The sequence below is a fragment of the Pectinatus brassicae genome, from assembly GCF_014201835.1.
Lineage (GTDB): Bacteria > Bacillota > Negativicutes > Selenomonadales > Selenomonadaceae > Pectinatus > Pectinatus brassicae.
In genome coordinates this window covers 1-22969 of record NZ_JACHFH010000003.1, presented here as the reverse complement: position 1 = coordinate 22969, position 22969 = coordinate 1, and the positions used below count along the sequence as shown (strand labels likewise).

The 22969-nt window shown below is 39.1% G+C and carries 20 protein-coding genes and 1 tRNA gene; 6 read left to right on the top strand and 15 right to left on the bottom strand.

Going from position 1 to position 22969, the window contains the following annotated elements; translation table 11 throughout:
* Nucleotides 1-5 precede the first annotated feature (5 nt).
* On the top strand, nt 6-2345 hold the full coding sequence (locus tag HNR32_RS01840) for an FAD-dependent oxidoreductase (protein WP_183859084.1): 2340 nt from the start codon (nt 6-8) through the stop codon (nt 2343-2345).
* A 62-nt stretch (nt 2346-2407) separates the two neighbouring features.
* Here HNR32_RS01840 and HNR32_RS01835 read toward each other — a convergent pair whose 3' ends face one another.
* The 5 genes from HNR32_RS01835 to hemL all read right to left on the bottom strand — a co-directional run bounded on the left by HNR32_RS01835 (nt 2408) and on the right by hemL (nt 7846).
* Nucleotides 2408-2872: a PTS sugar transporter subunit IIA gene (locus tag HNR32_RS01835; RefSeq protein WP_183859082.1), complete on the bottom strand. Its 465-nt coding sequence runs from the start codon at nt 2870-2872 to the stop codon at nt 2408-2410.
* 75 nt (nt 2873-2947) lie between these two features.
* The gene (nagA, locus tag HNR32_RS01830) at nt 2948-4105 is read right to left on the bottom strand and encodes an N-acetylglucosamine-6-phosphate deacetylase (RefSeq protein ID WP_183859080.1); all 1158 of its coding nucleotides are present in this window, start codon (nt 4103-4105) and stop codon (nt 2948-2950) included.
* A gap of 65 nt (nt 4106-4170) precedes the next feature.
* Nucleotides 4171-5544 carry an N-acetylglucosamine-specific PTS transporter subunit IIBC gene (gene nagE, locus HNR32_RS01825; RefSeq protein WP_183859078.1) on the bottom strand — a complete coding sequence of 458 codons (1374 nt, stop codon included), beginning with the start codon at nt 5542-5544 and terminating at the stop codon, nt 4171-4173.
* Between the two features lie 169 nt (nt 5545-5713).
* On the bottom strand, nt 5714-6457 hold the full coding sequence (nagB, locus tag HNR32_RS01820) for a glucosamine-6-phosphate deaminase (protein ID WP_183859212.1): 744 nt from the start codon (nt 6455-6457) through the stop codon (nt 5714-5716).
* 66 nt (nt 6458-6523) lie between these two features.
* On the bottom strand, nt 6524-7846 hold the full coding sequence (gene hemL / locus HNR32_RS01815; RefSeq protein ID WP_183859077.1) for a glutamate-1-semialdehyde 2,1-aminomutase: 1323 nt from the start codon (nt 7844-7846) through the stop codon (nt 6524-6526).
* A gap of 133 nt (nt 7847-7979) precedes the next feature.
* Here hemL and HNR32_RS14420 point away from each other — a divergent pair, with 133 nt between their 5' ends.
* Nucleotides 7980-9950 carry a flagellin N-terminal helical domain-containing protein gene (locus tag HNR32_RS14420; protein WP_183859076.1) on the top strand — a complete coding sequence of 657 codons (1971 nt, stop codon included), beginning with the start codon at nt 7980-7982 and terminating at the stop codon, nt 9948-9950.
* Nucleotides 9951-10000: 50 nt separating this feature from the next.
* On the opposite strand, the gene hemB is transcribed toward HNR32_RS14420, so the two are convergent.
* From hemB to HNR32_RS01765, 9 genes are all read right to left on the bottom strand, one after another.
* Complete coding sequence (gene hemB, locus HNR32_RS01805; protein ID WP_183859075.1) at nt 10001-10993, bottom strand: porphobilinogen synthase; 993 nt, start codon at nt 10991-10993, stop codon at nt 10001-10003.
* Between the two features lie 142 nt (nt 10994-11135).
* Nucleotides 11136-11867, bottom strand: a complete 732-nt coding sequence (locus tag HNR32_RS01800) for an amino acid ABC transporter ATP-binding protein (protein ID WP_311636302.1) — start codon at nt 11865-11867, stop codon at nt 11136-11138.
* Between the two features lie 15 nt (nt 11868-11882).
* Nucleotides 11883-12683: an amino acid ABC transporter permease gene (locus HNR32_RS01795; RefSeq protein WP_183859073.1), complete on the bottom strand. Its 801-nt coding sequence runs from the start codon at nt 12681-12683 to the stop codon at nt 11883-11885.
* Nucleotides 12684-12844: 161 nt separating this feature from the next.
* Nucleotides 12845-13687 carry a transporter substrate-binding domain-containing protein gene (locus tag HNR32_RS01790; RefSeq protein WP_183859072.1) on the bottom strand — a complete coding sequence of 281 codons (843 nt, stop codon included), beginning with the start codon at nt 13685-13687 and terminating at the stop codon, nt 12845-12847.
* 96 nt (nt 13688-13783) lie between these two features.
* On the bottom strand, nt 13784-15295 hold the full coding sequence (gene cobA, locus HNR32_RS01785; RefSeq protein ID WP_183859071.1) for a uroporphyrinogen-III C-methyltransferase: 1512 nt from the start codon (nt 15293-15295) through the stop codon (nt 13784-13786).
* 30 nt (nt 15296-15325) lie between these two features.
* On the bottom strand, nt 15326-16261 hold the full coding sequence (gene hemC, locus HNR32_RS01780; RefSeq protein WP_183859210.1) for a hydroxymethylbilane synthase: 936 nt from the start codon (nt 16259-16261) through the stop codon (nt 15326-15328).
* The gene (gene hemA / locus HNR32_RS01775; RefSeq protein WP_183859070.1) at nt 16221-17537 is read right to left on the bottom strand and encodes a glutamyl-tRNA reductase; all 1317 of its coding nucleotides are present in this window, start codon (nt 17535-17537) and stop codon (nt 16221-16223) included. The genes hemC and hemA overlap by 41 nt, the downstream gene beginning before the upstream one ends.
* The gene (locus HNR32_RS01770) at nt 17512-18153 is read right to left on the bottom strand and encodes a precorrin-2 dehydrogenase/sirohydrochlorin ferrochelatase family protein (RefSeq protein ID WP_311636272.1); all 642 of its coding nucleotides are present in this window, start codon (nt 18151-18153) and stop codon (nt 17512-17514) included. The genes hemA and HNR32_RS01770 overlap by 26 nt, the downstream gene beginning before the upstream one ends.
* A gap of 310 nt (nt 18154-18463) precedes the next feature.
* Nucleotides 18464-18540: transfer RNA gene (locus tag HNR32_RS01765), tRNA-Pro, on the bottom strand.
* A 216-nt stretch (nt 18541-18756) separates the two neighbouring features.
* Here HNR32_RS01765 and HNR32_RS01760 point away from each other — a divergent pair.
* The gene (locus HNR32_RS01760; RefSeq protein ID WP_183859068.1) at nt 18757-19134 is read left to right on the top strand and encodes a RidA family protein; all 378 of its coding nucleotides are present in this window, start codon (nt 18757-18759) and stop codon (nt 19132-19134) included.
* Between the two features lie 34 nt (nt 19135-19168).
* Here the strand turns inward: HNR32_RS01760 and rfbB are convergent, their stop codons facing one another.
* Entirely contained in the window at nt 19169-20185 is a 1017-nt protein-coding gene (gene rfbB / locus HNR32_RS01755) for a dTDP-glucose 4,6-dehydratase (RefSeq protein ID WP_183859067.1), read from the bottom strand.
* Between the two features lie 211 nt (nt 20186-20396).
* Between rfbB and HNR32_RS01750 the strand changes: the two genes are divergently transcribed.
* From HNR32_RS01750 to HNR32_RS01740, 3 genes are all read left to right on the top strand, one after another.
* The gene (locus HNR32_RS01750) at nt 20397-21263 is read left to right on the top strand and encodes a response regulator (protein WP_196611132.1); all 867 of its coding nucleotides are present in this window, start codon (nt 20397-20399) and stop codon (nt 21261-21263) included.
* Entirely contained in the window at nt 21254-21718 is a 465-nt protein-coding gene (locus HNR32_RS01745; RefSeq protein ID WP_183859066.1) for a chemotaxis protein CheX, read from the top strand. The genes HNR32_RS01750 and HNR32_RS01745 overlap by 10 nt, the downstream gene beginning before the upstream one ends.
* Nucleotides 21719-21858: 140 nt before the next feature.
* Nucleotides 21859-22875: a LacI family DNA-binding transcriptional regulator gene (locus HNR32_RS01740; RefSeq protein ID WP_183859065.1), complete on the top strand. Its 1017-nt coding sequence runs from the start codon at nt 21859-21861 to the stop codon at nt 22873-22875.
* Nucleotides 22876-22969 lie beyond the last annotated feature (94 nt).

The following is a 22969-nucleotide window of genomic DNA, read 5'->3' as shown; positions in this document are numbered from 1 at the left end:
AAGATATGTTTAAAATAGATACTTTAACCGGACATGACCGCATGTCTACACAGGATTTACTATTAGAAATAAGCCAGGCTGTTACTAATGGCGAAACTAATTTTGAAATAGCGGCCTCTGGTCAGCACGATATTGGCGGACCATTATGGTCGCCTGAAGGAAAAACACTTCGTTTCCATGTAACAAATGCCGGCCAGCGCCTTGGCTCGATGTGCCTTAACAATACAGAAATAATTGCCGATGGCTCTGTTTCTGCTGATGTCGGCTGGCTTAATGCCGGTGGTAAAATCGTTGTCAAGGGTGATGCCGGTGACACAGCTGGCCATTGCTCGGCTGGCGGTAAAATATACATTGGCGGTCGCGGTGGTACCCGTACCGGTTCCTTGATGAAACATGACCCTTTATATGAAGAACCAGAACTCTGGCTGTTAAAAAATGTCGGCAGTTTCTCGTTTGAATTTATGGGCGGCGGCAAGGCCATCGTCTGCGGCTATGACAGCGAACAATTTACTTCCGTGCTCGGTGAACGCCCCTGCGTTGGTATGGTTGGCGGTACCGTATATTTCCGCGGCAAATCACATAATCATCCCGATGATATCATTTTAGCCGAATTAAACAATGATGATATTGCTTTTCTTGACGGCGGTATGGATGATTTCCTCAATGCTATCGACAAACCACAGCTGCGTAATGAGCTTTGTGACTGGTCACAATGGCACAAACTTACGCCGCTGACATTTGAAGCTAAACAGGCACAAGGCAATGAACATTATCCTTTGCATGATTTTCGCACTAAAGACTGGATTAAAAACGGCTTATTCAGCGATGTTGCTGTCGATGATTTCGCTGTAAAAAATCTTGTCGAAACAGATTTATATCGTCAGCGTGTGCCGCAGTGGAACAATGCCAAATATGCCGCCCCGTGCGAATTTGCCTGTCCGGCACATATTCCTACCCAGCTTCGTTATAAATTGCTGCGCAAAGACAAGCAGGAAGAAGCCCAAAAGCTTATTCTCGAATATTCACCATTTCCTGGTTCTGTCTGTGCTTCTGTTTGTCCTAATCCGTGTATGGATGCCTGTACACGCGGCAAAATCGATGAATCCGTGCAGATTGGTAAATTAGGTTTCCAATCCGTATATACAAAAATAGATGTTCCCGCCAATAAAACTGGTAAAAAAGTTGCTGTTATCGGCGGTGGTGTAGCCGGTCTTGGTGCTGCCTGGCAGTTAATCCAGCGCGGTCATGATGTAACCGTTTATGATGATGCTGACTCTATCGGAGGCAAGCTGGAACAGGTTATTCCGCGAGCTCGTCTGCCGCATGAATTATTGCAGACTGAATTAAAACGCATCAGCGATGCTGGCGTAAAATTTGTTACCAAATGCATGGTCGACAACGAAAAATTTGCTGAATTAAAACAAAATAATGATGCTGTAATCATCGCCAGTGGTGGTCATAAATCACGCTTTTTCCCTTGGGAAGGCAAGGAAAAGCTCACCATGGGGTTATCCTTCTTAAAAGCAATAAATCGCGGTGAAAATCCTAAAGTCGGTAAAAATGTCATTGTTATCGGCTGCGGCAACTCCGGTATGGATACAGCCCGCGGAGCTTATGATATGGGCGCTGAAAATGTCACCTGTATCGATGTACAAAAACCAGCTGCTTTTGCTGAAGAAATCGAACATATTGAACAATTGGGCGGTAAACTCATCTGGCCGTTTATGACCAGCAAAATCACCAATGAAGGCATCTATGATGATAAAGGTCATTTCATTGCCGGAGATATGGTCATCGTATCTATTGGTGAAGCCCCTATTCTTGATTATCTGCCTGAAACCGAGGAAATTAAAAAATTCCGTGATTGGCTCGTACCACAAAAGGACGGCTCTATCATGGAAGGTGTATTTGCCGCTGGTGATGTCATAAAACCCGGCCGCTTAGTTGATGCCATTGGTTCCGGCAATAAGGCTGCTTATTATGCTGATGCTTATATGATGGATAAAGAAGTTCCGGCTTTTCCTGAAAAAGCTGAAGTTGCAGCCGATACATTAGGCAGGGAATTCTTTGCTAAATGTCATCATAACGATATTCCTGAACCAATTGGTGATGTTGATCGCTGTGTAAGCTGCGGCACCTGCCGTGACTGCAAAACCTGTGAAAAGGCCTGCCCGGAAAATGCTATTACACGCATTGAACATGGCATGGGTATCATCGAATATAAATCAGATCCCGCTAAATGTATTGGCTGCGGTATTTGCGCTGGTATCTGCCCATGCGGTATCTGGGAATTAATTAAAAATCCTGAACCAATAAAAATGTATCGCACTGGTCAGGCTGAATAAAGCTATCTATAATATATCCTATAGATAATAACAGCCGTTGGCATAAATGCCAACGGCTGTTATTATTTTACTTCTATGGTAAGCACTGCATCTGACTGCAGATTTTTCTCTAATTTTTTTACTTTTTCATCCATATTAGTTATTACAACTATTGTTGTTAATTTCTTCCCTTTTTCAACTATATAATCTTTATCAAAACTTATAAGCCGTTCGCCTTTTTTTATCTGAGCTCCCTGTTCTACATAGCTTGTAAACCCTACACCACCGAGCTCCACAGTATCAAGGCCAATATGAATAAGCAATTGTACTCCCTGGTTTTCTATGGCAATCGCATGCTTTGTTTTAGACAAAAGTACGATTTTACCATCACACGGCGCTGTTACACAGTCAGACTGCGGTTCGACGGCAAAGCCATCACCCATCATTTTAGAGGAAAAAACCTCATCTTGTACCTTATCTATATCAATTACTTCACCTTGTACCGGCACACTGACTTCCAATAACTTCTTTTTAAATAAGCCAAACATTTTTTACTCCTACAATATAAATATTATACTTTTAAAATACTAGCATCTTTGTAACTATATCATTTTATCCACAAATTAGTCAACAGAATATATTGTCCTGCCTTTAATTATTGTCTTAGCAATATTTACATTATCATCAAAAATTATTATATCAGCCTGTTTACCTGCATCCAATGAACCCAGTTCATTATATATCCCCAGCTCTTCAGCTGGATTTTTAGTAACCATAGCCGTAATTTCTGCTAAATCAGCACCAGTGTTTTTCGCGAAGTTATCCACAGCTTTATCCATTGTCAATACACTGCCGGCAATTGTTCCATCAGCCAAAGCTGCCAAGTTCCCTTTGACATATACCTTCTGTCCGCCCAATTCTGATTCTCCATCCCCCAGCATACAGGCCCGCATGGAATCAGTGATCAATATGATATTATTATTATCTTTTGCTTTATAAATTAATCTTTGCATTGCTGGATGCACATGAACATTATCGGCAATAAGCTCACAATTGGCATCACTATCAAGTGCCGCTCCCACTATCCCCGGTTTACGATGATGGAAAGGCGTCATTGCATTACATAAATGCGTTATATGTTTAATGCCATATTTATCTATGGCCAGACGCGCCTGTGCATAATCAGCCATACTATGACCAATTGATACGATTATATCATTAGCCTGACATTGTCTGGTAAATTCATCATCGGTCAATGTTTCCGGTGCTATCGTAATTATTTTTATAATATCCTTATATGGCTCAATTAAAGAAAAATCTACCTTGATTATATTTTTAGCTGCCTGTGCCCCTTTTTGCTGCTGATTAATAAACGGGCCTTCCATATGACAGCCTAAAATCATCGCGCCTTCAACTTTATTTTGCATTTCCTGTATCTGCGCAAAAGCCTTATAAATAGTTGCCATATCATAAGTCATCGTTGTCGGCAAAAATCCTGTCACACCTGTTTGCGCCTGCGCTTTACTCATCATTAATAATGCATCTTTATTATCATCCATCGTATCAACACCAACACAACCATGAATATGTTCATTGATAAAACCCGGTGATACAAATTTTCCCGCAGCATCAATGATTTCAGTATAGTCGGCAGCAACAAACTGTTCTTTAGGCATAACAGCTATTATCTTTTCTTCGTAGACAATGACAAAATCTTCTGCTGTGATAAATTCTCCATTTTTATCAGGAATAATTACCTTCCCATTAATAATTGCTTTCATTAAATCTCTCCATATAAGAAACAAGCACTATTACCAGTAAAACCGGCTATAGTGCCCATCATTTATTATTTCTTCATATTATTAATTTCATTGGCGATAAATTCAGCCTGTGTTCCAATAATAACCTGTACACTATTGCCTTTTTTTACAACACCTTTAACGCCTAATTTTTTAAGTGACACTTCATCCACTTTGTCCCCATCATTTACCTTAAGGCGCAGACGAGTAATGCAGGAACCAACTTCACTAAGATTATCAATACCACCTAAGCTATCCACAATTGACTGGGTATATTCACTCATGTCTTTATCGTCATCAGTATCTGTTTCTTCATCATAGCGGCCAATTGTCGGAATATCAAAATGGCGTATAGCCCAGCTGAATATAAGGTAATATACTACACCAAAAACCAGCCCAATAGGTATTATAAGTATTGGCTTTGTTGCCAGCCCCCAGTTTAAAGCATAATCAATAAAACCAGCCGAAAAACCAAAACCATGCAATATACCAAAACTATATGATACGGACAACGCCAATCCTGTCAAAATAGCATGTACAAGATATAAGCCTGGTGCCAAAAACATAAACATAAATTCGATAGGTTCGGTGATCCCCGTTAAAAATGATGTAAATGCCACCGAAAAAAGGGCCCCGCCGATCTTGGCCCGATTTTCCGGCTTAGCTGCACGATACATGGCTAAAGCCACTGCCGGCATACCAAACATCATCATTATATAAAAACCGCCCATAAACATACCAGCATGTGGATCACCAGCAAAGAAACGATTTAAATCACCAGTTACCACCGTACCAGCCGGTGTCGTATAATCACCAAAAACAAACCAGATAAAACTATTTAAAATATGATGCAAACCAATCGGAATAAGCAAACGGTTAAGCACACCATAGACAAAAGTACCGACTACACCAGCACCGATTATCCATTCACCTACGGCATGAATAACAGCCTGACAAGGGCCCCAAATAACGCCAAAAATACCTGCCAATATTATTGAAACAAAGGCTGTAGCAATCGGTACAAAGCGCCGCCCGCCAAAAAATCCTAGAAATTCCGGTAGTTTAATGGCATGAAAACGATTATATAAGATTCCCGCTTCAATACCACTTATGATACCAGCTAATACACTCATATTTAAATCTTTATTAATTGCTTTTAATCCGGCAGTCAATACTAAATAACCAATAGCACCCGCCAGTCCGGCTGCACCATTATTATCCTTAGCCAGACCTACTGCTATACCAATGGCAAAAATAAGTGCCAGATTATCAAAAACCGCTCCACCAGCTTTAGTTATAAAGGGAATGTTAAAAACATCCGGTGCACCAAGACGTAAAAGCAGTGCAGCTGCCGGCAACACTGCTATAGGCAGCATAAGGGCTTTGCCGATACTCTGCAATTTTTCAAACCAACTATTCATTTCTTTTTCCTCCTAAAAACGTTTACGACACTATTTATAATAAATATTTTTAATTAATGCTCATGGCAGTATCAGTAATCGTTATCTATAAACATGGATTATTTATACCCAGCTAACCAATCCTCAAGTATTTTATCACAATCTTTCCATTAATAAAATACTCCCTTTTCTAATTACAAAGTTCCTTTGGCAAAAGCGCACTGGCTTTTCTATCCACAATCATCATCACATCACGATGCAGCTGTAATATTGATGCTGGTGCTGCCGGTGTTATCTTGCCGCATACAGCTTTATAAACAGCCTCAGCTTTATTACTGCCATTTGCTAGCAAAACTACCTTTTTCGCCAGCATAATTGTTTTTATACCCATACTGATGGCACGACGTGGTACATCTTTTTCGTCAGCAAAAAAACGGGCATTAGCCGCTATAGTATCATTATCTAACTCTACTGCATGGGTTGTAGCTTCAAATTTTATATCAGGTTCATTAAAGCCAATATGAGCATTTTGGCCTATTCCCAAAATCTGCAGATCAATCCCGCCAGCCGCTTTGATCATATTATCATAATCAGCACATTCCTTGGTAATATCCTCGGCCATGCCATTAGGAATATGGATATTATCAATATTGATATTGATATGGCGGAAAAAATTCTCCTGCATAAAATAATAATAGCTCTGCTGGTTATTTTGCGCCAAACCTATATATTCATCCAAATTAAAACTTATTATATGAGAAAAATCAATATCAATATTTTTATATATTTCCACCAGTTTTTTATACATCAGCAGCGGCGTGCTGCCCGTAGCCAGCCCTAATACACTACTGGGCTTAAAATAAATTTGCCCGGCTGCTATTTTCGCTGCGGCCATACTCATTTCCTCATAGCTGTCTGTAATAATAATCTGCATTTTTTCACAACCCTTCCTATTTCCCATAAAAAACACCCTGCGATATAGCAGAGTGTTTTATTTGTTTTATTTATTTAAAAAATCAGCAACTGCCTTAAACGCAATTTTAGCAGCTTCTATTGTTTTTGCAATATCTTCTGATGTATGGGCACCGCTCATAAACAAGGTTTCAAACTGTGACGGCGCAATATAAATTCCCTGTTCCAGCATTGCTTTAAAATAAACTTTGAAAGCTTCCTGATTGGATGCTGCTGATGTTTCATAATCATAAACAGGATTTTCATTGAAAAACAGACCAAACATCGAACCTGCCTGATGCAATTGTATCTTTATGCCGGCTTCCTTGGCCGCATTTTGCAGTGCCAACAATAATTGCTTGGTCTTTATTGTAAGTACACGGCTAAAATCAGGCTGTCCTTCCTCAGGTGCTGCTGTCAATATTGATAAAGTCGCAATGCCTGCTGTCATCGCCAATGGATTGCCGCTTAATGTCCCCGCCTGGTATACAGGACCAGCCGGTGCTACCATATCCATTATTTCCGTCTTGCCGCCATAAGCAGCTACCGGCAGGCCGCCGCCGATAATTTTACCAAGACAGGTCATATCCGGCACAATGCCATAGGCTGCCTGAGCACCACCTAATGATGCCCTAAAACCGCACATAACTTCATCAAAAATAAGCACGATACCATGCTGTTCGGTAATTTCCCGCAAACGGCGCAAATAGCCCTGCTTCGGCAGCACCAAGCCCATATTACCGGCAACCGGCTCAATAATAACTGCCGCTATCTCATTCCCCTGCTCGGTAATAACTTGTTCAATAGCCGCCATATCGTTATAAGGTACTGTAATTGTATCCTGAGCTGTCCCTTTAGTTACACCGGGGCTGTCCGGCACACCAAAAGTTGCTGCACCAGAGCCGGCCTTAACGAGCAGGCTGTCCGAATGACCATGGTAACAGCCGATAAATTTAACAAATTTTTCCCTGCCGGTATAGCCGCGCGCAGCTCTAATCGCACTCATAGTTGCTTCGGTGCCGGAATTAACCATACGGATTTTTTCAATCGATGGATAGACTGACATTACAAGTTTGGCTAAATCGCTTTCAAGTAAAGTTGGTGCACCATAGCTGGTTCCCTTTTCCGTAACTTTCTGCAGTGCCTCTACTACCTGCGGATGGGCATGACCTACTACCATCGGTCCCCATGAACCGATATAATCAATATATTCATTGCCATCGATATCATAAATCTTACTGCCTTTGGCATGGTCAATAAATGGTGGATCGCAGTCCATACTTTTATATGAGCGTACCGGACTGTTTACCCCGCCTGGCATTAATGTTTTCGCTTCGGTAAAAGCCGCCTGTGATTTATCTAAATTAAGCATAATAGTGCTCCTTTTATTTATATTTTTATCAATAAAATTATTATAACATCTTTCTGTTTTTAACAAAATAACTCATTGACTTTTATCAGAATATAACCCTATACTAAATATATAATTTTTATGAGGTGAAATCATGATACTTACTAATGGACTAGGTGGAATCGCGACAGCATCAGTCTTACGACAGCTGGATTCCAATTTAAAAAAATCTTTAAAAAATGCTGCTGAAATTTCATCAGGGAAAAAAATCAATTCAGCCAAAGATGATCCCAGCGGCTATCATATCTCTGAAGAAATGAAAAAACAAATACGCAGTCTGGATCAATGTAATGACAACAGCAAAAAGGGACAGACTATGATTGATACAGCCTCCGGCGGCATTGACCAACAAATTGCTATTATGCGCAACTTAAAAAAACTAGCTTTAGATGCAGCCAATGACAGTAATTCACCGGCTGATAGAAAAATCATCCAAGAGCATGCCAATCAGTTATTTGCTGAATCAGAAAACATTGCTCAAACCACCCAATATAATGGTCAATACTTATTAAATAAATCTTCATTTTCCCGTGAAGATACATCTTTTAACCCTAATACACCATACAGAGCAATACCCAATAGTACTCCAGTATTGCAGCAAGCTGCGGCTAATGGTGGTTCCTATACGCCAGCTCAAGGTCACTATACCGCAATAACAATATCGCCTATCGCTAATACATATGATCCTGCCTCTGTGGGAAAAGGAACAACTTTAACCAGCCTGCCCACTGCCGGTGACATAGTCTGGGATAATAACAACAATACATATGGTCGTGTTACCTTAAATAGCACAGATAACGCTTTATATATTTCTTCTGCTGCCGGTGATACCTTAATTGAAGTAAATGGCACTACCAATGGCAGCTATCCGACTGCTGCCAGTACCAATGTTTCCACTATTGCTGACTACCCTGCAAATACAGCAAATCCTGCTATTGGTAGTACTGTAGCAGCTTCAGCTGCACCTATTTTTGATAACAGTACACCACCTAATGTAACTACAAATATATATACAGTTGCTAATGAACCGGGCACTAATGCTTTATCCTATTTTACACCTGATGGTTCAACATCTATTATTTCGCTTGATTTTTCTAATCTTTTCAGCACTATTACTAGTATACCTGGCGATTTAAACGGTCTGGGTTTTTCTTTCGATTGTGGTGGCTGTAATCAATACGTCACTATTATGTTTGATAGCAGTACTGCTTCATCCAGCCTCTATGGTTCTACTGATCCTTCAGCGGAAGAAGCCATCTGCTATAAAATTGGCGTTCAAAACGTTACTGACAGCCAATCATTACTAGAAACTGTATTTAATGGTATAACTACAGCCAACTCCAGAAACAATAATGCATCTTTACCAAATTCTAATAATTTAACTACTGAAATAGCCGGCCGCCATAACATTAGCTTAAATTATTATGCCCCCGATCAATTTACCATTTCTAAAGATGGCCCTACTGCAACCTTTAACAATGGTATTGAAGGTTCATTAGAAACAACCGATTATTATAAACCAACCCAGACTTTATCATTACAAACTGGTACAAACAGCAGCCAATATACCAATGTAAAAGTCCCTAATACTACTTTAGCAGCATTATTTCCTGATTATAGCGACCACTGGGATACAGAACCACAATCCAGTGATTATCCCAATCCCTGGCCTGAGGAATATGCTGATTTATCCGATGCTGAAAAACAATCTAAATGGCGTAAAGAAGTATGGCCTTATCCTACCGACAATACCCAGGATCTTTCTACCGCATTTTTAACCCGGGAAAATGCCGGAAAATTCATTGATACAACTGATCAATCCTTAAAATATCTGATTCACAGCAGTACTCTTACCGGTGCTGAAAGTAATCGTCTTAACTATACTGAAGATAATCTGACAACTGCCAGTACCAATACAACTGCCAGCATGTCAACTATCACTGATACCAATATGGCTAAGGCCATGACTGAATATACAAAAAACACTATTTTAGGGCAAGCTGCCCAGGCTATGCTGGCTCACGCTAATACTAATGCCAGTAATATTTTATCTCTATTGCAGTAATAAGCTAATAAAAAACATGCTAACAGTAAAATTTACTGTCAGCATGTTTTTTATTCTATTTCTTTAAGCCATTTTGCCGCATCAATGGCATGATAGGTAATAATACTGTCAGAACCAGCCCGTTTCATGCTAAGCAAAGTTTCCAGCACAATGCGTTTCTCATCGATCCAGCCATTTTTTGCCGCAGCCTTGACCATAGCATATTCACCGCTGACATTATACGTAATAAGCGGCAGATTCATATGTTCACGCACGCGTCTTACGATATCAAGATAAGCAAGGGCTGGTTTAACTATTATCATATCAGCACCTTCCTGCAAATCAAGGTCTACTTCTTTTATTGCTTCCAAAGCATTAGCCGGATCCATCTGATAAGCACGTCTGTCACCAAATGACGGTGTGGAATCAGCCGCATCACGAAATGGGCCATAATAACCAGAAGCATATTTAACAGCATAGGACATAATTGAAGTATTGATATAGCCATTATCATCAAGCGCATCACGAATAGCAGCTACGCGTCCATCCATCATATCTGATGGTGCTACAATATCAGCTCCGGCTTTAGCCTGGCTTACGGCAACTTTCTGCAGTAATTCCAAGGTAGCATCATTATCAACATAGTGACCGCATAATTTACCGCAGTGACCATGTGTTGTATATTGGCAAAGGCAGACATCACCAATTACAGCCATTTCCGGTACAGCCTGTTTTATAGCCGCAATAGCTTTTTGCACAGGGCTGTCCATGTCCCAGGCGGAAGAACCAATTTCGTCTTTATATTCAGGCAGGCCAAAAACTTCTACCCCTAATATCCCCAGCTGCCATATTTCTTTGGCTAATTTAACAGCATTATCTACCGAGATACGGTAACAATCCGGCATACTCGGAATTTCCTGCATTACATTCTTGCCCGCAACAACAAAAATAGGATAAATAAAATCCTTAACAGATAGTTCTGTTTCTCTTATCATCGAACGAATAGCCGGCGTTATACGCATACGACGCGGACGTAATTTCTGGGAAAACTTATTATCTTTCATAAACATAAGAGAGCACTATACTCTCCTTGTCACCTCTTTTATAAAAAATTGAATACAGTTCATATTATAGCACAATGAATTTACAACAGTTGTAAATTCAGAAAAAAACTGGCATATTCTCACAATATACCAGTTTTTATAATTAATTATTATCAGTAAAACGTGATAAAAATTCCCTTGTTTTTTCACTTTTAGGATTGCCGAAAACTTCCTGTGGTGTTCCGTCTTCAACAATTACACCATCAGCCATATATATAACACGCGTTGATACATCACGGGCAAATGCCATTTCATGCGTTACGATTATCATGGTGAGACCCTCATCAGCCAATTCACGCATTACGCTTAATACTTCACCAACCATCTGTGGATCAAGCGCTGAAGTTGGTTCATCAAACAATAGTATCTGCGGCTCAATCGCCAAAGCGCGGGCAATCGCCACACGCTGCTGCTGACCGCCGGACAGCTGGTCTGGACGTGCATTTATATACTGAGCCATGCCTACTTTTTCCAAGTATTTCATAGCTGTTTCTTTAGCTTCTTTTTTGCTGCGTTTTAATACCGTTACAGGGCCTGTCATACAATTTTCCAAAACAGTCATATTGCTGAATAAATTAAATGACTGAAAAACCATACCTACCTTAGTACGATATAGAGGTATATCGGTATTTATATCAAGAATATTATTGCCTTCAAATAAAATTTCTCCGGAAGTTGGTGTTTCCAATAAATTTATACAGCGCAGCATCGTTGATTTACCAGAGCCTGATGCGCCAATAATACTTATTACATTGCCTTGATCAACCGTAAAATCTATATCTTTTAATATTTCTCTGCGGCCAAAATATTTTACTAAGTGTTTTACCTCTAAAATATTTTTATCTTGCATTTATTTGCCTCCCTTTTTCGGAGTGTTATTAGGAAATACACCGGTAGGATCAGCAAAGGGATCACTTACCAACTGATAATCAGCAGAACCTGCCATGCGTCTTTCAATATAACGCAGTATACGCGAGGCAATAAATGTCATGATAAAGTATATTACACAGGTTACAAAAAACACTTCAAAATAACGGTAATATACACCAGCTGCTGATTTTGACACAAAATACAATTCCGTTACTGAAATAACATTAAGAACTGATGTATCTTTAATATTGATAATTAAATTATTACCTATCTGTGGCATAATATTTTTTAATGACTGCGGCAAAATAACCTTGCACATCGTCTGGATGTGGTTCATACCAATAGCCATAGCAGCTTCAGTCTGTCCTTTATCTATCGAAATAATACCACCGCGCACAGTTTCTGCCATATATGCTCCGGTATTTACCGATACTACTAAGAAACCGGCCGCCATTGCTGACATATCAATCTGAAAAACTGCCATCGAGCCATAATATACTACCATAGCCTGCACGATCATTGGTGTCCCGCGAAAAATCTCTACATAAGCAGCAAAAATAAACTGCACTATTTTATTTACTATTTTTATACCGGGATTAGTTCGTTCCGTTATTGGAATAGTTTGGACTATCCCTACCAGTAAACCTATAATACAGCCGATAAACGTCCCAAATATAGCAAGCAGCAAAGTCACTCCGGCTCCCTGCAATAACGCTCCGCCATATTGATGCAGCACAAACACTACCCAACCAAAAAAAGATGTTGGCATATCTGTTGCCATTAAATCACTCTCCTTAAAAATTACGCTTTAGGAAATCTCCGTACCTAAAAAACATACATTTAATTATACTATGTTTATATTGAATAAACCACAAAAAAATACAGGGGTGCTAATAAAACCACCCCTGCACATCTTTGTGTTATATATTTATATGCGACCTATTATTTGGATAAAGGCTGATCTTTTATTGCTTCTTCCATCATTTTAGCACGATCTTCTTCTGTTATCTTTTTAAGCTGTTCATTGATTTTATTCAATAATTCAGTATTGCCCTTCTTAACAGCTATACCCATCTGAACATCTTCTTTAGATGCTTTAAACGCACCATCGCCAGTAAAATCAAGCATCTTTAAATCTGGATTAGCAAAAGCTGCTGCCATTGCGGTTGGTTTATCAAGTACCAACACATCAACTTTACCGGAAGTAAGCGCTACTACCATACCTGGTACATTGTCAATGGCCGGCTGTCTGTCAACAGCAGGTATTTGTTTAGCTATATCATACCATACGGTATTAAGCTGTGAAGTTGCTACAGCACCTTTTAAATCAGCTACACTTTTAGCATTGGCATATTTGCCATCTTTTTTTACTAAAGCAACAATGGATGCATTATAATATGGTTCTGAAAAATCAACAGTTTCCTTACGTTTGTTAGTTATGCTCATACCTGCGATAACAGCATCAATTTTGCCAGTATTTACAGAAGGAATAAGTCCGTCCCATTCCATTTTATGTATTTCAAGTTTATAACCCATACCAGCAGCAATTTTTTTAGCCATAAGAATATCATAGCCCATCGCATATTGGTCAGAATCTGCTATTTTAATAGCACCTTTAGAATTATCTGTCTGTGCCCAGTTAAATGGCGCATAAGCGCATTCCATACCAACGCGCAAAACTTTGTCGTTGGAGGAACTGCTAGATCCACAACCGGCTATAAGCGCTGTTCCCACAGCTAGTACTGCAATTGCCGCCAATGTCATAATTTTTTTTGTCAATTTCATAACCGTATCCACCCTCTTAAATATTTATTAAACTTTTACAATTTTATAATATTTATTCATTATAGCAACGGCTTAAAAGCTTGTCAAACACGACAATCATTCCACAAAATCCACTATTTTTTCTACAAGTCCATCAATGGTATATGTTTGTGCTGAAATATCAGGCTCGATATTATTATCTTTACAAGTTTGTGCTGTAATCGGCCCAATACATGCTTTAGTGACACCATCTAATAATTCAATTTTATTATTAATTAACTTTAATAAATTGGTAACTGTCGATGAACTGGTAAAAGTAATTATATCAATTTCCTTATTTTCCAGTTTTTTTATGATATTGCTGTAATCCCCTGCTGCTGTTACAGTTTTATAACATTGCACTACATCTACCTTTGCTCCGGCTTTACGCAGTCCTTCCGGCAATACTTCACGTGCTTCTTTAGCCCGCGGCAATAAAATATTGCTGTTATTATCGATGTATGGCAGCATATCAGCCAAAATAGCCTCCGCCTTAAATTCCTGCGGCACTATATCTGCTTTCAAGCCATATTTTCTAAGTGCCTCAGCTGTAGAATCACCAATTGCCGCTATTTTTAAGTGCCCCAGTGCCCTGCTGTCAAGCTTACTGTTTTCCAGACGATTAAAGAAATATTCTACACCATTAATGCTGGTAAAAATCAGCCAGTTATACGTATTAAGACCAGCTATAGACTTATCAAGAGCTGCATAATTATCATCCGGTGCCTGTATCTGTATAGCTGGTGCTTCAATACATTCAGCTCCAAGTGCCTCAAGCTTACCTGTAAGTTTAGAAGCCTGCTGACGGGCTCTTGTCACTAACACTTTTTTGCCAAATAATTTTTTATTATCAAACCACTGCAATTTATCGCGCAGATTAACTACATCCCCGACAACAAAAATTGCCGGTGCTTTCAGCCCGTGTTTTTCTACATCAGCTGCTGCATCAGCCACTGTGGTAACAAGCACTTCCTGCTGGGTTTTCGTTCCCCATCTGACAAGCGCTGCTGGTGTACTGCCTGGACGTCCATTAGCAATGAGTTCTTTTGTTATATGGGGCAGATTGCCTACTCCCATTAAAAATACCAGCGTATCTATCCCCACTGCCAAATTTTTCCAGTTAATGCCTGATTCAGCACGACTCGGATCTTCATGTCCGGTAATTACAGCGAAAGAAGCTGCCACCTTACGATGTGTAACAGGTATACCAGCATAAGCTGCCGCAGCAATAGCCGAAGTCACTCCTGGCACTATTTCAAACGGTAACCCATTGTCTCTCAGCTCTAAGGCTTCTTCCCCGCCGCGTCCGAATACAAAAGGGTCACCGCCTTTTAGGCGTGCCACAATCTTATCTTCTTTTGCTTTATCAACAAGCAGCTGATTTATTTCTTCCTGCTTCATCGTATGGTTATTGGCCTGTTTGCCAACGTAGATCAATTCAGCATTTTCACTGGCATATGTAAGTAATTTTTTATCTGCTAAGTAATCATAAACAACCACATCAGCTTTTTCTATACATTCGCGTCCTTTTATTGTTAAAAGGCCAGCATCGCCAGGACCGGCACCAATAAGATAAACTTTTCCTGCCATATTTTCCTCCGCAATAATTATAAAATAATATTAGTCCGTCAATAAGCCTATTTCCTGCATTATAGCTAAGCCGCCTCTATCTAAAAGCTTTTCTGCTATACCTTTGCCAAGTTTCTTCGCATCTGCCAATTCACCTGTAACTTTATCACGCAGTAGTGTTTTGCCATCAACCGAAGCCATAACTGCTTCCACTTCAAGTTTTCCAGCAACAACTTTACCATATACCCCTACCGGAACCTGACAGCCACCTTCAACCCTGGCTAAAAAAGAACGTTCTGCTGTTGTGGCACAGGCAGTTTCTTTATCATGCAAAAATTCTATTAAATCGAGTATTTCTTGGTCTTCAGCCCGCGCTTCAATAGCGAGTGCCCCTTGACCAACTGCCGGCAGACAAATTTTCTGATTTAATATTTCTTTTATTTTATCAGCATAGCCCAATCGCTTTAAACCGGCTGCTGCCAAAATTATCGCATCAAACTGCCCCTGCTCCAATTTTTCCAAGCGTGTGTTGACATTACCGCGCAAATCACAAATCTGTAAATCAGGCCGTTCATGCAAAATTTGTGCCTTACGGCGCAGACTTGAGGTTCCAACCTTAGCACCCGCTGGTAAATCAGCAAATTTATTATATTTCAAGCTGACAAAAGCATCGCCGACATCCGCCCGTTTACTGATAACTGCCAATTGCAATCCCTCTGGCAAAACTGTAGGCATATCCTTTAAACTGTGTACAGCGATATCAATCGTACCATCGAGCATTGCCATCTCTAGTTCCTTAGTAAATAAGCCCTTGCCGCCAATCTTAGCTAATGGCACATCAAGTACTCTGTCACCTTTAGTTGTAATATGCACAAGTTCGATGCTTTTGTCCGGATATTTTTTCTTTAAGCAATCGGCGATATATTCCGCCTGCCATAATGCTAATTTACTGCTGCGCGTACCGATAACTATCTTGTTTTTCACTATTTTTCTCCTTCAAGGCATCTAACTTAAACAATTTTTCCATGGCTTCAATATAAAATTCTTCCTGCGCTGTACCGGCAGCACTATTGAGCTTGCTCATAGGTTCACGCAAAAGCTTGCGTACAATCATCCTGGACATATTTTCCATAGCCCGTTCCTGTAATGGACTTAATTCGTCAAGCTTATTCATCGCTCTTTTTACTTCCCGACAGCGGATCCGTTCCGCCTTATCGGTTAATAACACCATAACTGGACGAAAGGATAAGTATTGAAATCTCTCTATCAGTTCATCTACTTCTTCTTTTATTATTTTACGGGCAGTTTTTGCTTCTTCACCGCGTCTTTTTATATTATCTTCCACTACAGCTTTTAAATCATCAATATTATATAGAAGGATTCCCTTTATTTTTTCAACATCGGGGTCAACATCACGCGGTACCGCAATATCAATAAATACTAGTGGTCTTCCCTTGCGTCTGGCCATAAACTGCTGTGTTTCCCATGGCTTAACCACATAATGTGGTGCACCAGTAGATGTTACTACTATATCAATATCACCAGCCTGGGTAAAAGCCTTATCAAACGGCACTGCCTCACCAGCAAATTTTTGAGCCAGTGATTTAGCTTTTTCAATGTGACGATTGGCGATATAGATTTTCTTTATGCCTTTGCCTAAAAGATTTTTGGCTGTCAATTCAGCTGTTTCCCCCGCACCATAAATTAAAGCGGACGACTCACTTAAATCGCCATTAAACACAGTTTTTGCCAATTCTACGGCAGCATAACTTACTGATACGGCATTATAAGCTATATGAGTTTCCGTACGTACTCTTTTACCCGTGCTTATAGCACGATGAAATAATGTATTTAAAACCGTACTGGTAGCATTATTTTCCCGCGCCACCGCATACGCTTTTTTTACCTGGCTCAGAATCTGTCCCTCACCGATAATCAAAGAATCAAGGCTTGCCGCTACCTCAAACAAATGAGTTATACAGGCATCTCCCGGATAATAATATAAGTAACAGTCAATATCATCTTCATTGCCTGTCAAATCAAATAGGAACTGACGCAATATCTCCTTGCCATCGTCCCCATCATCAAGAACGGCATATATTTCACTGCGATTACATGTAGATAAAATAACGGCTTCCAATATTGCACCATATTCATCAATATGATGCAGACCATCTATTAAACTATCCTGACTTATTGCAAATTTTTCCCGAACCGTTACCGGTGCGGTCTTATGATTAAGACCTAAAACTGCTAATTGCATTACGAATCTTGTCCTCCGCTTCTTTTAATCTGCCATTACGCACTAACATTAACACATCCTCATTGAGGATATCACGCCAAAACACTTCGCGTTGTCTAAATGTAGGTATTGCCTGCATAGCTTCTTCTCGCAATAATGCCAGTATCTCAATAAACGGTGCATAGCCTACATCTAAAATTTTTTCCAATTCGCGCCGGATTTCTCTGGCCATAGCCGGACTTTTTCCATTCGTTGAAGATGTTACCAATAAATCACCCCGCCGAATAACCGCCGGCACAGCAAAATCACACAAAGGCAGACAATCAACAATATTTATAAGAATTTTCTTGCTTTTTGCTTCAATTGCCGCAGCCTGATTAATTTTTTCACTATCAGTAGCACAAATAACCAGTGCATAATTAGTTATATCGCCTTCTGTATATATTTTATCAAGCCAACGAATTTTTCCAGCTTTTTTCAGCAATATAAGCTGCTCCTCCAGTATTGGTGCGAGCACAGTAACCGCGGCGTTAGCCGCCAACAGCCCTTTTACTTTACGATAAGCTACCTTTCCTCCACCAATGACCAAACACGGCTTATCATCTAAAATCAGATTTACCGGATACAAAAAGCACACCTCTTTTATTTACGAATGATGTTCATTTTTTTATTATATACCAATGAGTTTTAAAAATATACCTATTTTCTTTTTTATAAATGAAAATTACTATTCATTATGTATAATCATATACATTAAGATATATTTTTACTCTCTATAATAACCGACTTTTATTTTTTGTTCAATAGTAAATAAATATTATTTATAAAGTTTCTATCCTTTATATAAAAATATATTCTTTCCTTTTAATTATATAAAACAAATTTTATATAATTTTATGCAAAGAAAAACACCATAACTATACAGCTACAGTGTTAATATTACAATCTGGTCGGAACGGCGGGATTTGAACCCACGACCCCTACCACCCCAAGGTAGTGCTCTACCAAGCTGAGCCACGTCCCGAATGGCTTTATTATAATTTTATTTACTTAGCCTGTCAAGCTTATGATTATATTCGGTATAGTCATGTCCAGTTATCTACTTTACACTTTTTCTAAATTGACTTTTATTTATTATATAATTATAATCTTATTATCAGTCGTACTCAATGGATGAATTCTTTCCAGAAAGCTTTTAATCCATTATATTACATGTTTTCGAATTCAAAGGAGTATTATTATGAAACAAAAAATCCATACTGAAAAAGCACCTGCTGCTTTAGGTCCATATTCTCAGGCTATATCCATTCTTGGCCAATTAGTCTTTACTTCCGGCCAGCTTGGCCTTGACCCGCAGACAGGTGAACTTCCTGCCGGCATTGAAGCTCAAACTAAGCAGTCTATTGCCAATGTCGCCGCTGTTTTAACAGCTGCCGGTTCATCTTTAGATAACGTAGTAAAAACAACCGTTTTTATCAAGGATATGAACGATTTTTCCAAAGTCAATGAAATATATGCACAGTATTTCACTGGTGACTGTCCTGCCCGTTCCTGCATTGAGATTGCCCGCCTGCCTAAAGATGCCCTTATCGAAATTGAAGTAATTGCTGTTAAATAAATAATAAAAACCGCCGGAAATCCGGCGGTTTTTATTATTTATGCGCGTACATTTTCGTATAATAGTCTTTATATGAACCATTTACTATTTGCTGCCACCAGTCTTTGTTATTAAGATACCATTTTACGGTCTTTTTTATTCCCACGGTAAATGATGTTTCCGGCAGCCAGCCTAATTCATTATGTATTTTGGCTGGATCTATAGCATATCTTCTATCATGTCCCAGACGATCAGCAACAAACTCTATTAAATCTTCCGACTTGCCTAATTCCTGTAAAACAGTCTTTACTACATCCAGGTTCGTTTTTTCATTGTGCCCGCCTACATTATATATTTCGCCCACTTTACCATTACGGATTATTAAATCAATGGCCCGGCAATGATCCTCAACATACAGCCAATCACGCACATTTTCTCCTGTACCATAAACAGGCAGTTTTTTATCGGCCAAAGCATTGATAATCATAAGTGGAATCAATTTTTCGGGGAAATGATATGGCCCGTAATTGTTAGAGCAGCGGGAAATAGTCACAGGCAGATTAAAAGTGCGATGATAAGACTGTACCAATAAATCTGCTGATGCCTTAGATGAGGAATAAGGGCTGGATGTATGTAAAGGTGTTTCTTCGGTAAAAAATAAATCCGGCCTATCTAATGGCAAATCGCCATATACTTCATCAGTAGATACCTGATGATAGCGTTTTATGCCATATTTGCGGCAGGCATCCATCAGTACGCTGGTGCCAATTATATTAGTCTGCAGAAAAATTTCCGGTGTCTCAATTGATCTGTCCACATGACTTTCTGCCGCAAAATTAACTACAATATCTGGTTTTTCCTGCTCAAATAAATTATAAATAAACTTACGATCGGCAATATCACCTTTAACAAACTGCAGCCGATCATCTTTTAAAGCATCCTTTAATGTTGAAAGATTGCCGGCATATGTCAATAAATCCAGACATATTATATTATCATTATGCTGTGCCAATTCATGATAAATAAAATTGCTGCCAATAAATCCGGCTCCACCGGTTACTAATATCTTCATACTATACTACTCCTTTTGCTGATTAATCCGTTCAGCTTTATTAAACAAATTCTCTTTAAAAATTATAGCATAGTAACGATTATATTAAAATCACGTTTTTAAACTGGCTAATTGACTAACTATATAATTTTATTGTAAAAATCAAAAGGATTTATTATCTTTTGTCGAATATAATATAGTAATATTCTTTTTATTTGGAGGAGTTGAAATTATGGCCGCAATAAAAGTTATGATTGTTGATGATTCACCTTTTTCCCGTACGCTTATAGCCGATTCATTACGAGATGGAGGTTATGATGTAGTAGGTGAAACTGATTCTTTAGAAGAAGCTATAGACATTTACAATAAAACTAAACCTGATGTTATCACTATGGACATCGCTATGCCTGACCATGATGGCTTTGAAGTAAGCCGTGCCTTACTGCACAATGACCCCAATGCCAAGATAATATTATCCAGCTCAATGAAGGATGAAGAAACAGAAATGGAAGCCAAGCGCATTGGCATCTCTGGTTATGTACAAAAACCTGTTGAAGCAAATATATTATTTCAAGTTATTGACAAAGTCCTTTCTCCCGATAATTTATACCAGGACTTACTAAATTCTGGTTTAGAAACATTTAAAGAGGCCTTATCACAAAATGTTACCCGTATGGCAAAAACACCAGTATCCTTTAAAGACATCGGTGCTGCCATGGATGAACCTTATACCTCTAGTGGAGTGACCTCTGTTATCGGTATTATTGGTCAATATACTGGAACACTCATTATGGATTTATCGGCTGAGACCGCTGATAATATTGCCCAGGCAATACTGCATCGCCCGCCCAAAAGCAATGATGAAACCCTAGCTATGGTTTCTGAACTTGCCAATATAATCGGCGGACGTGCCTGTTCAATGCTGAATATGAAAGAAAAAGCCCTCGGCCTTAGAGTATCTCCACCTAGTATGTTCCATGGCAATTCAGCTGAGCTGGTAAGCCCCAGTGTAAAAATCGAACATGCTGTTGCTAAAACAGACTATGGTGAAATATTCTTAGGCGTAGGCTTTAAAAAGGGGTCGACATTATGGATGTAAATATCATTAATCCCGTTTTGGCTGCCTTTAAGGAAGTTTTACCACAAATTGGCATACAAAACGTTGAGAAAAAAGGCATTGCTCTAAGCAGTTCTGTATTCACCTACACCGGTGTATTATTAAATATTGCTGTAGTAGGTTCGATAAAAGGGGTTATCCTAATTGGCATGGAAGAAGAACATGCCAAAAAATTTGCTTCTAAAATGATGATGGGCATGGAACTGGCAGAATTTGACGAATTAGCACAAAGTGCTATTTCAGAAATGGGAAATATGGTTTGTGCCAATGCTTGTACTCAATTCAGTAAAGTCGATGTAAGCGGGCTCGATATATCCCCGCCGACTCTTTTAATGAGTAAAGAAAGCGGCAAAGTAACAATTCCTGTACCTAAAACTGTTGTCATTGATTTATTATGTGATGATATTCCCGTAAAACTTTATGTTGGTTTAATGTGATTATTTAAACTAACTTTAAAAAGGCACAAAATCTTTTATGATTTTGTGCCTTTTTTACTTATTGTTCATCCTTATTATTGCTTTTGTCAGCATTTTTATTTATTATTTACTATATGTCCCTATATTCAGGAGGTATTTTTTTGGTTACAATAAAACAAATTGCTGATTTATGCGGTGTTTCCCGCGGTACTGTTGATAGGGTTCTCAATGATCGTGGCAATGTTAAACCACAAACGCGCGAACTTGTATTAAATATGGCCAAACAAGTTGGCTATAAACCCAATCCTGCCGGCAAAGCATTGGCTGCCCGCAAGCATAATCCTGTCGTCGGCATTGTTCTACCTTCGCAAGGTAATCCTTTTTTTGATGAAGTAATTAATGGAATAAAAACAGCTGCCACTAAATATGAAATATACGGTCTTAAAGTCTTATGGAAAAACATGCATGGTTATAACACCAATTTACAATGCCAAATCATGGATGAAATGAAAGGTAAAATAAATGCTCTAATCATCAGTCCGATTGATGCTCCCTGTATAATCGATAAAATAAATGAATTTGTCAGTGCCGGTATTTTGGTGATAACACTTAATACTGATGTAGATAAATCCAACCGCCATTGTTATGTTGGCAGTGATTATTTAAATGGCGGCGAAACAGCTGGTGCCTTATTGCCAATGATAATGCCTTCCCCTACTAATATCGGCGTAATAATGGGCTCTTCTAAAATACTTGGGCACAGACAACGATTAGCCGGCTTTAAAAAGAAAATAGAAGCCCATACAGGCTTTAACATTATTGGCATCGAAGAAAATGATGACGATGATATTATTTCTTACGATAAAACCAAAGCTCTATTAGAGAACGCTCCCCAAACTAATGCCTTATTTATTGTTGCTGCCGGAGTTTACGGAGCCTGCCGAGCTGTATTATCACTGCACAAGGAAAAGGATATCACGATTATTGCCTTCGATACTGTACCTACTACCGTAGAAATGATGCATAAAAATATTATTAGAGCTGCTATTTACCAACATCCTTACCGTCAGGGTCAGCGCAGCATGCAGCTTGCTTTTGATTATCTCGTCAATGGCATTGATCCCGAACGCGAAATGTATATTATGAAAAATGAAATTAAAATCGTTGAAAATCTATAAAAAGGGGCTGTGACAAAATGAGAAATCATTTTGTCCACAGCTCTTTTTTTGTGTTTATTTTTAATTTTTCACAAAATAAATCCGAAAAAAGAGG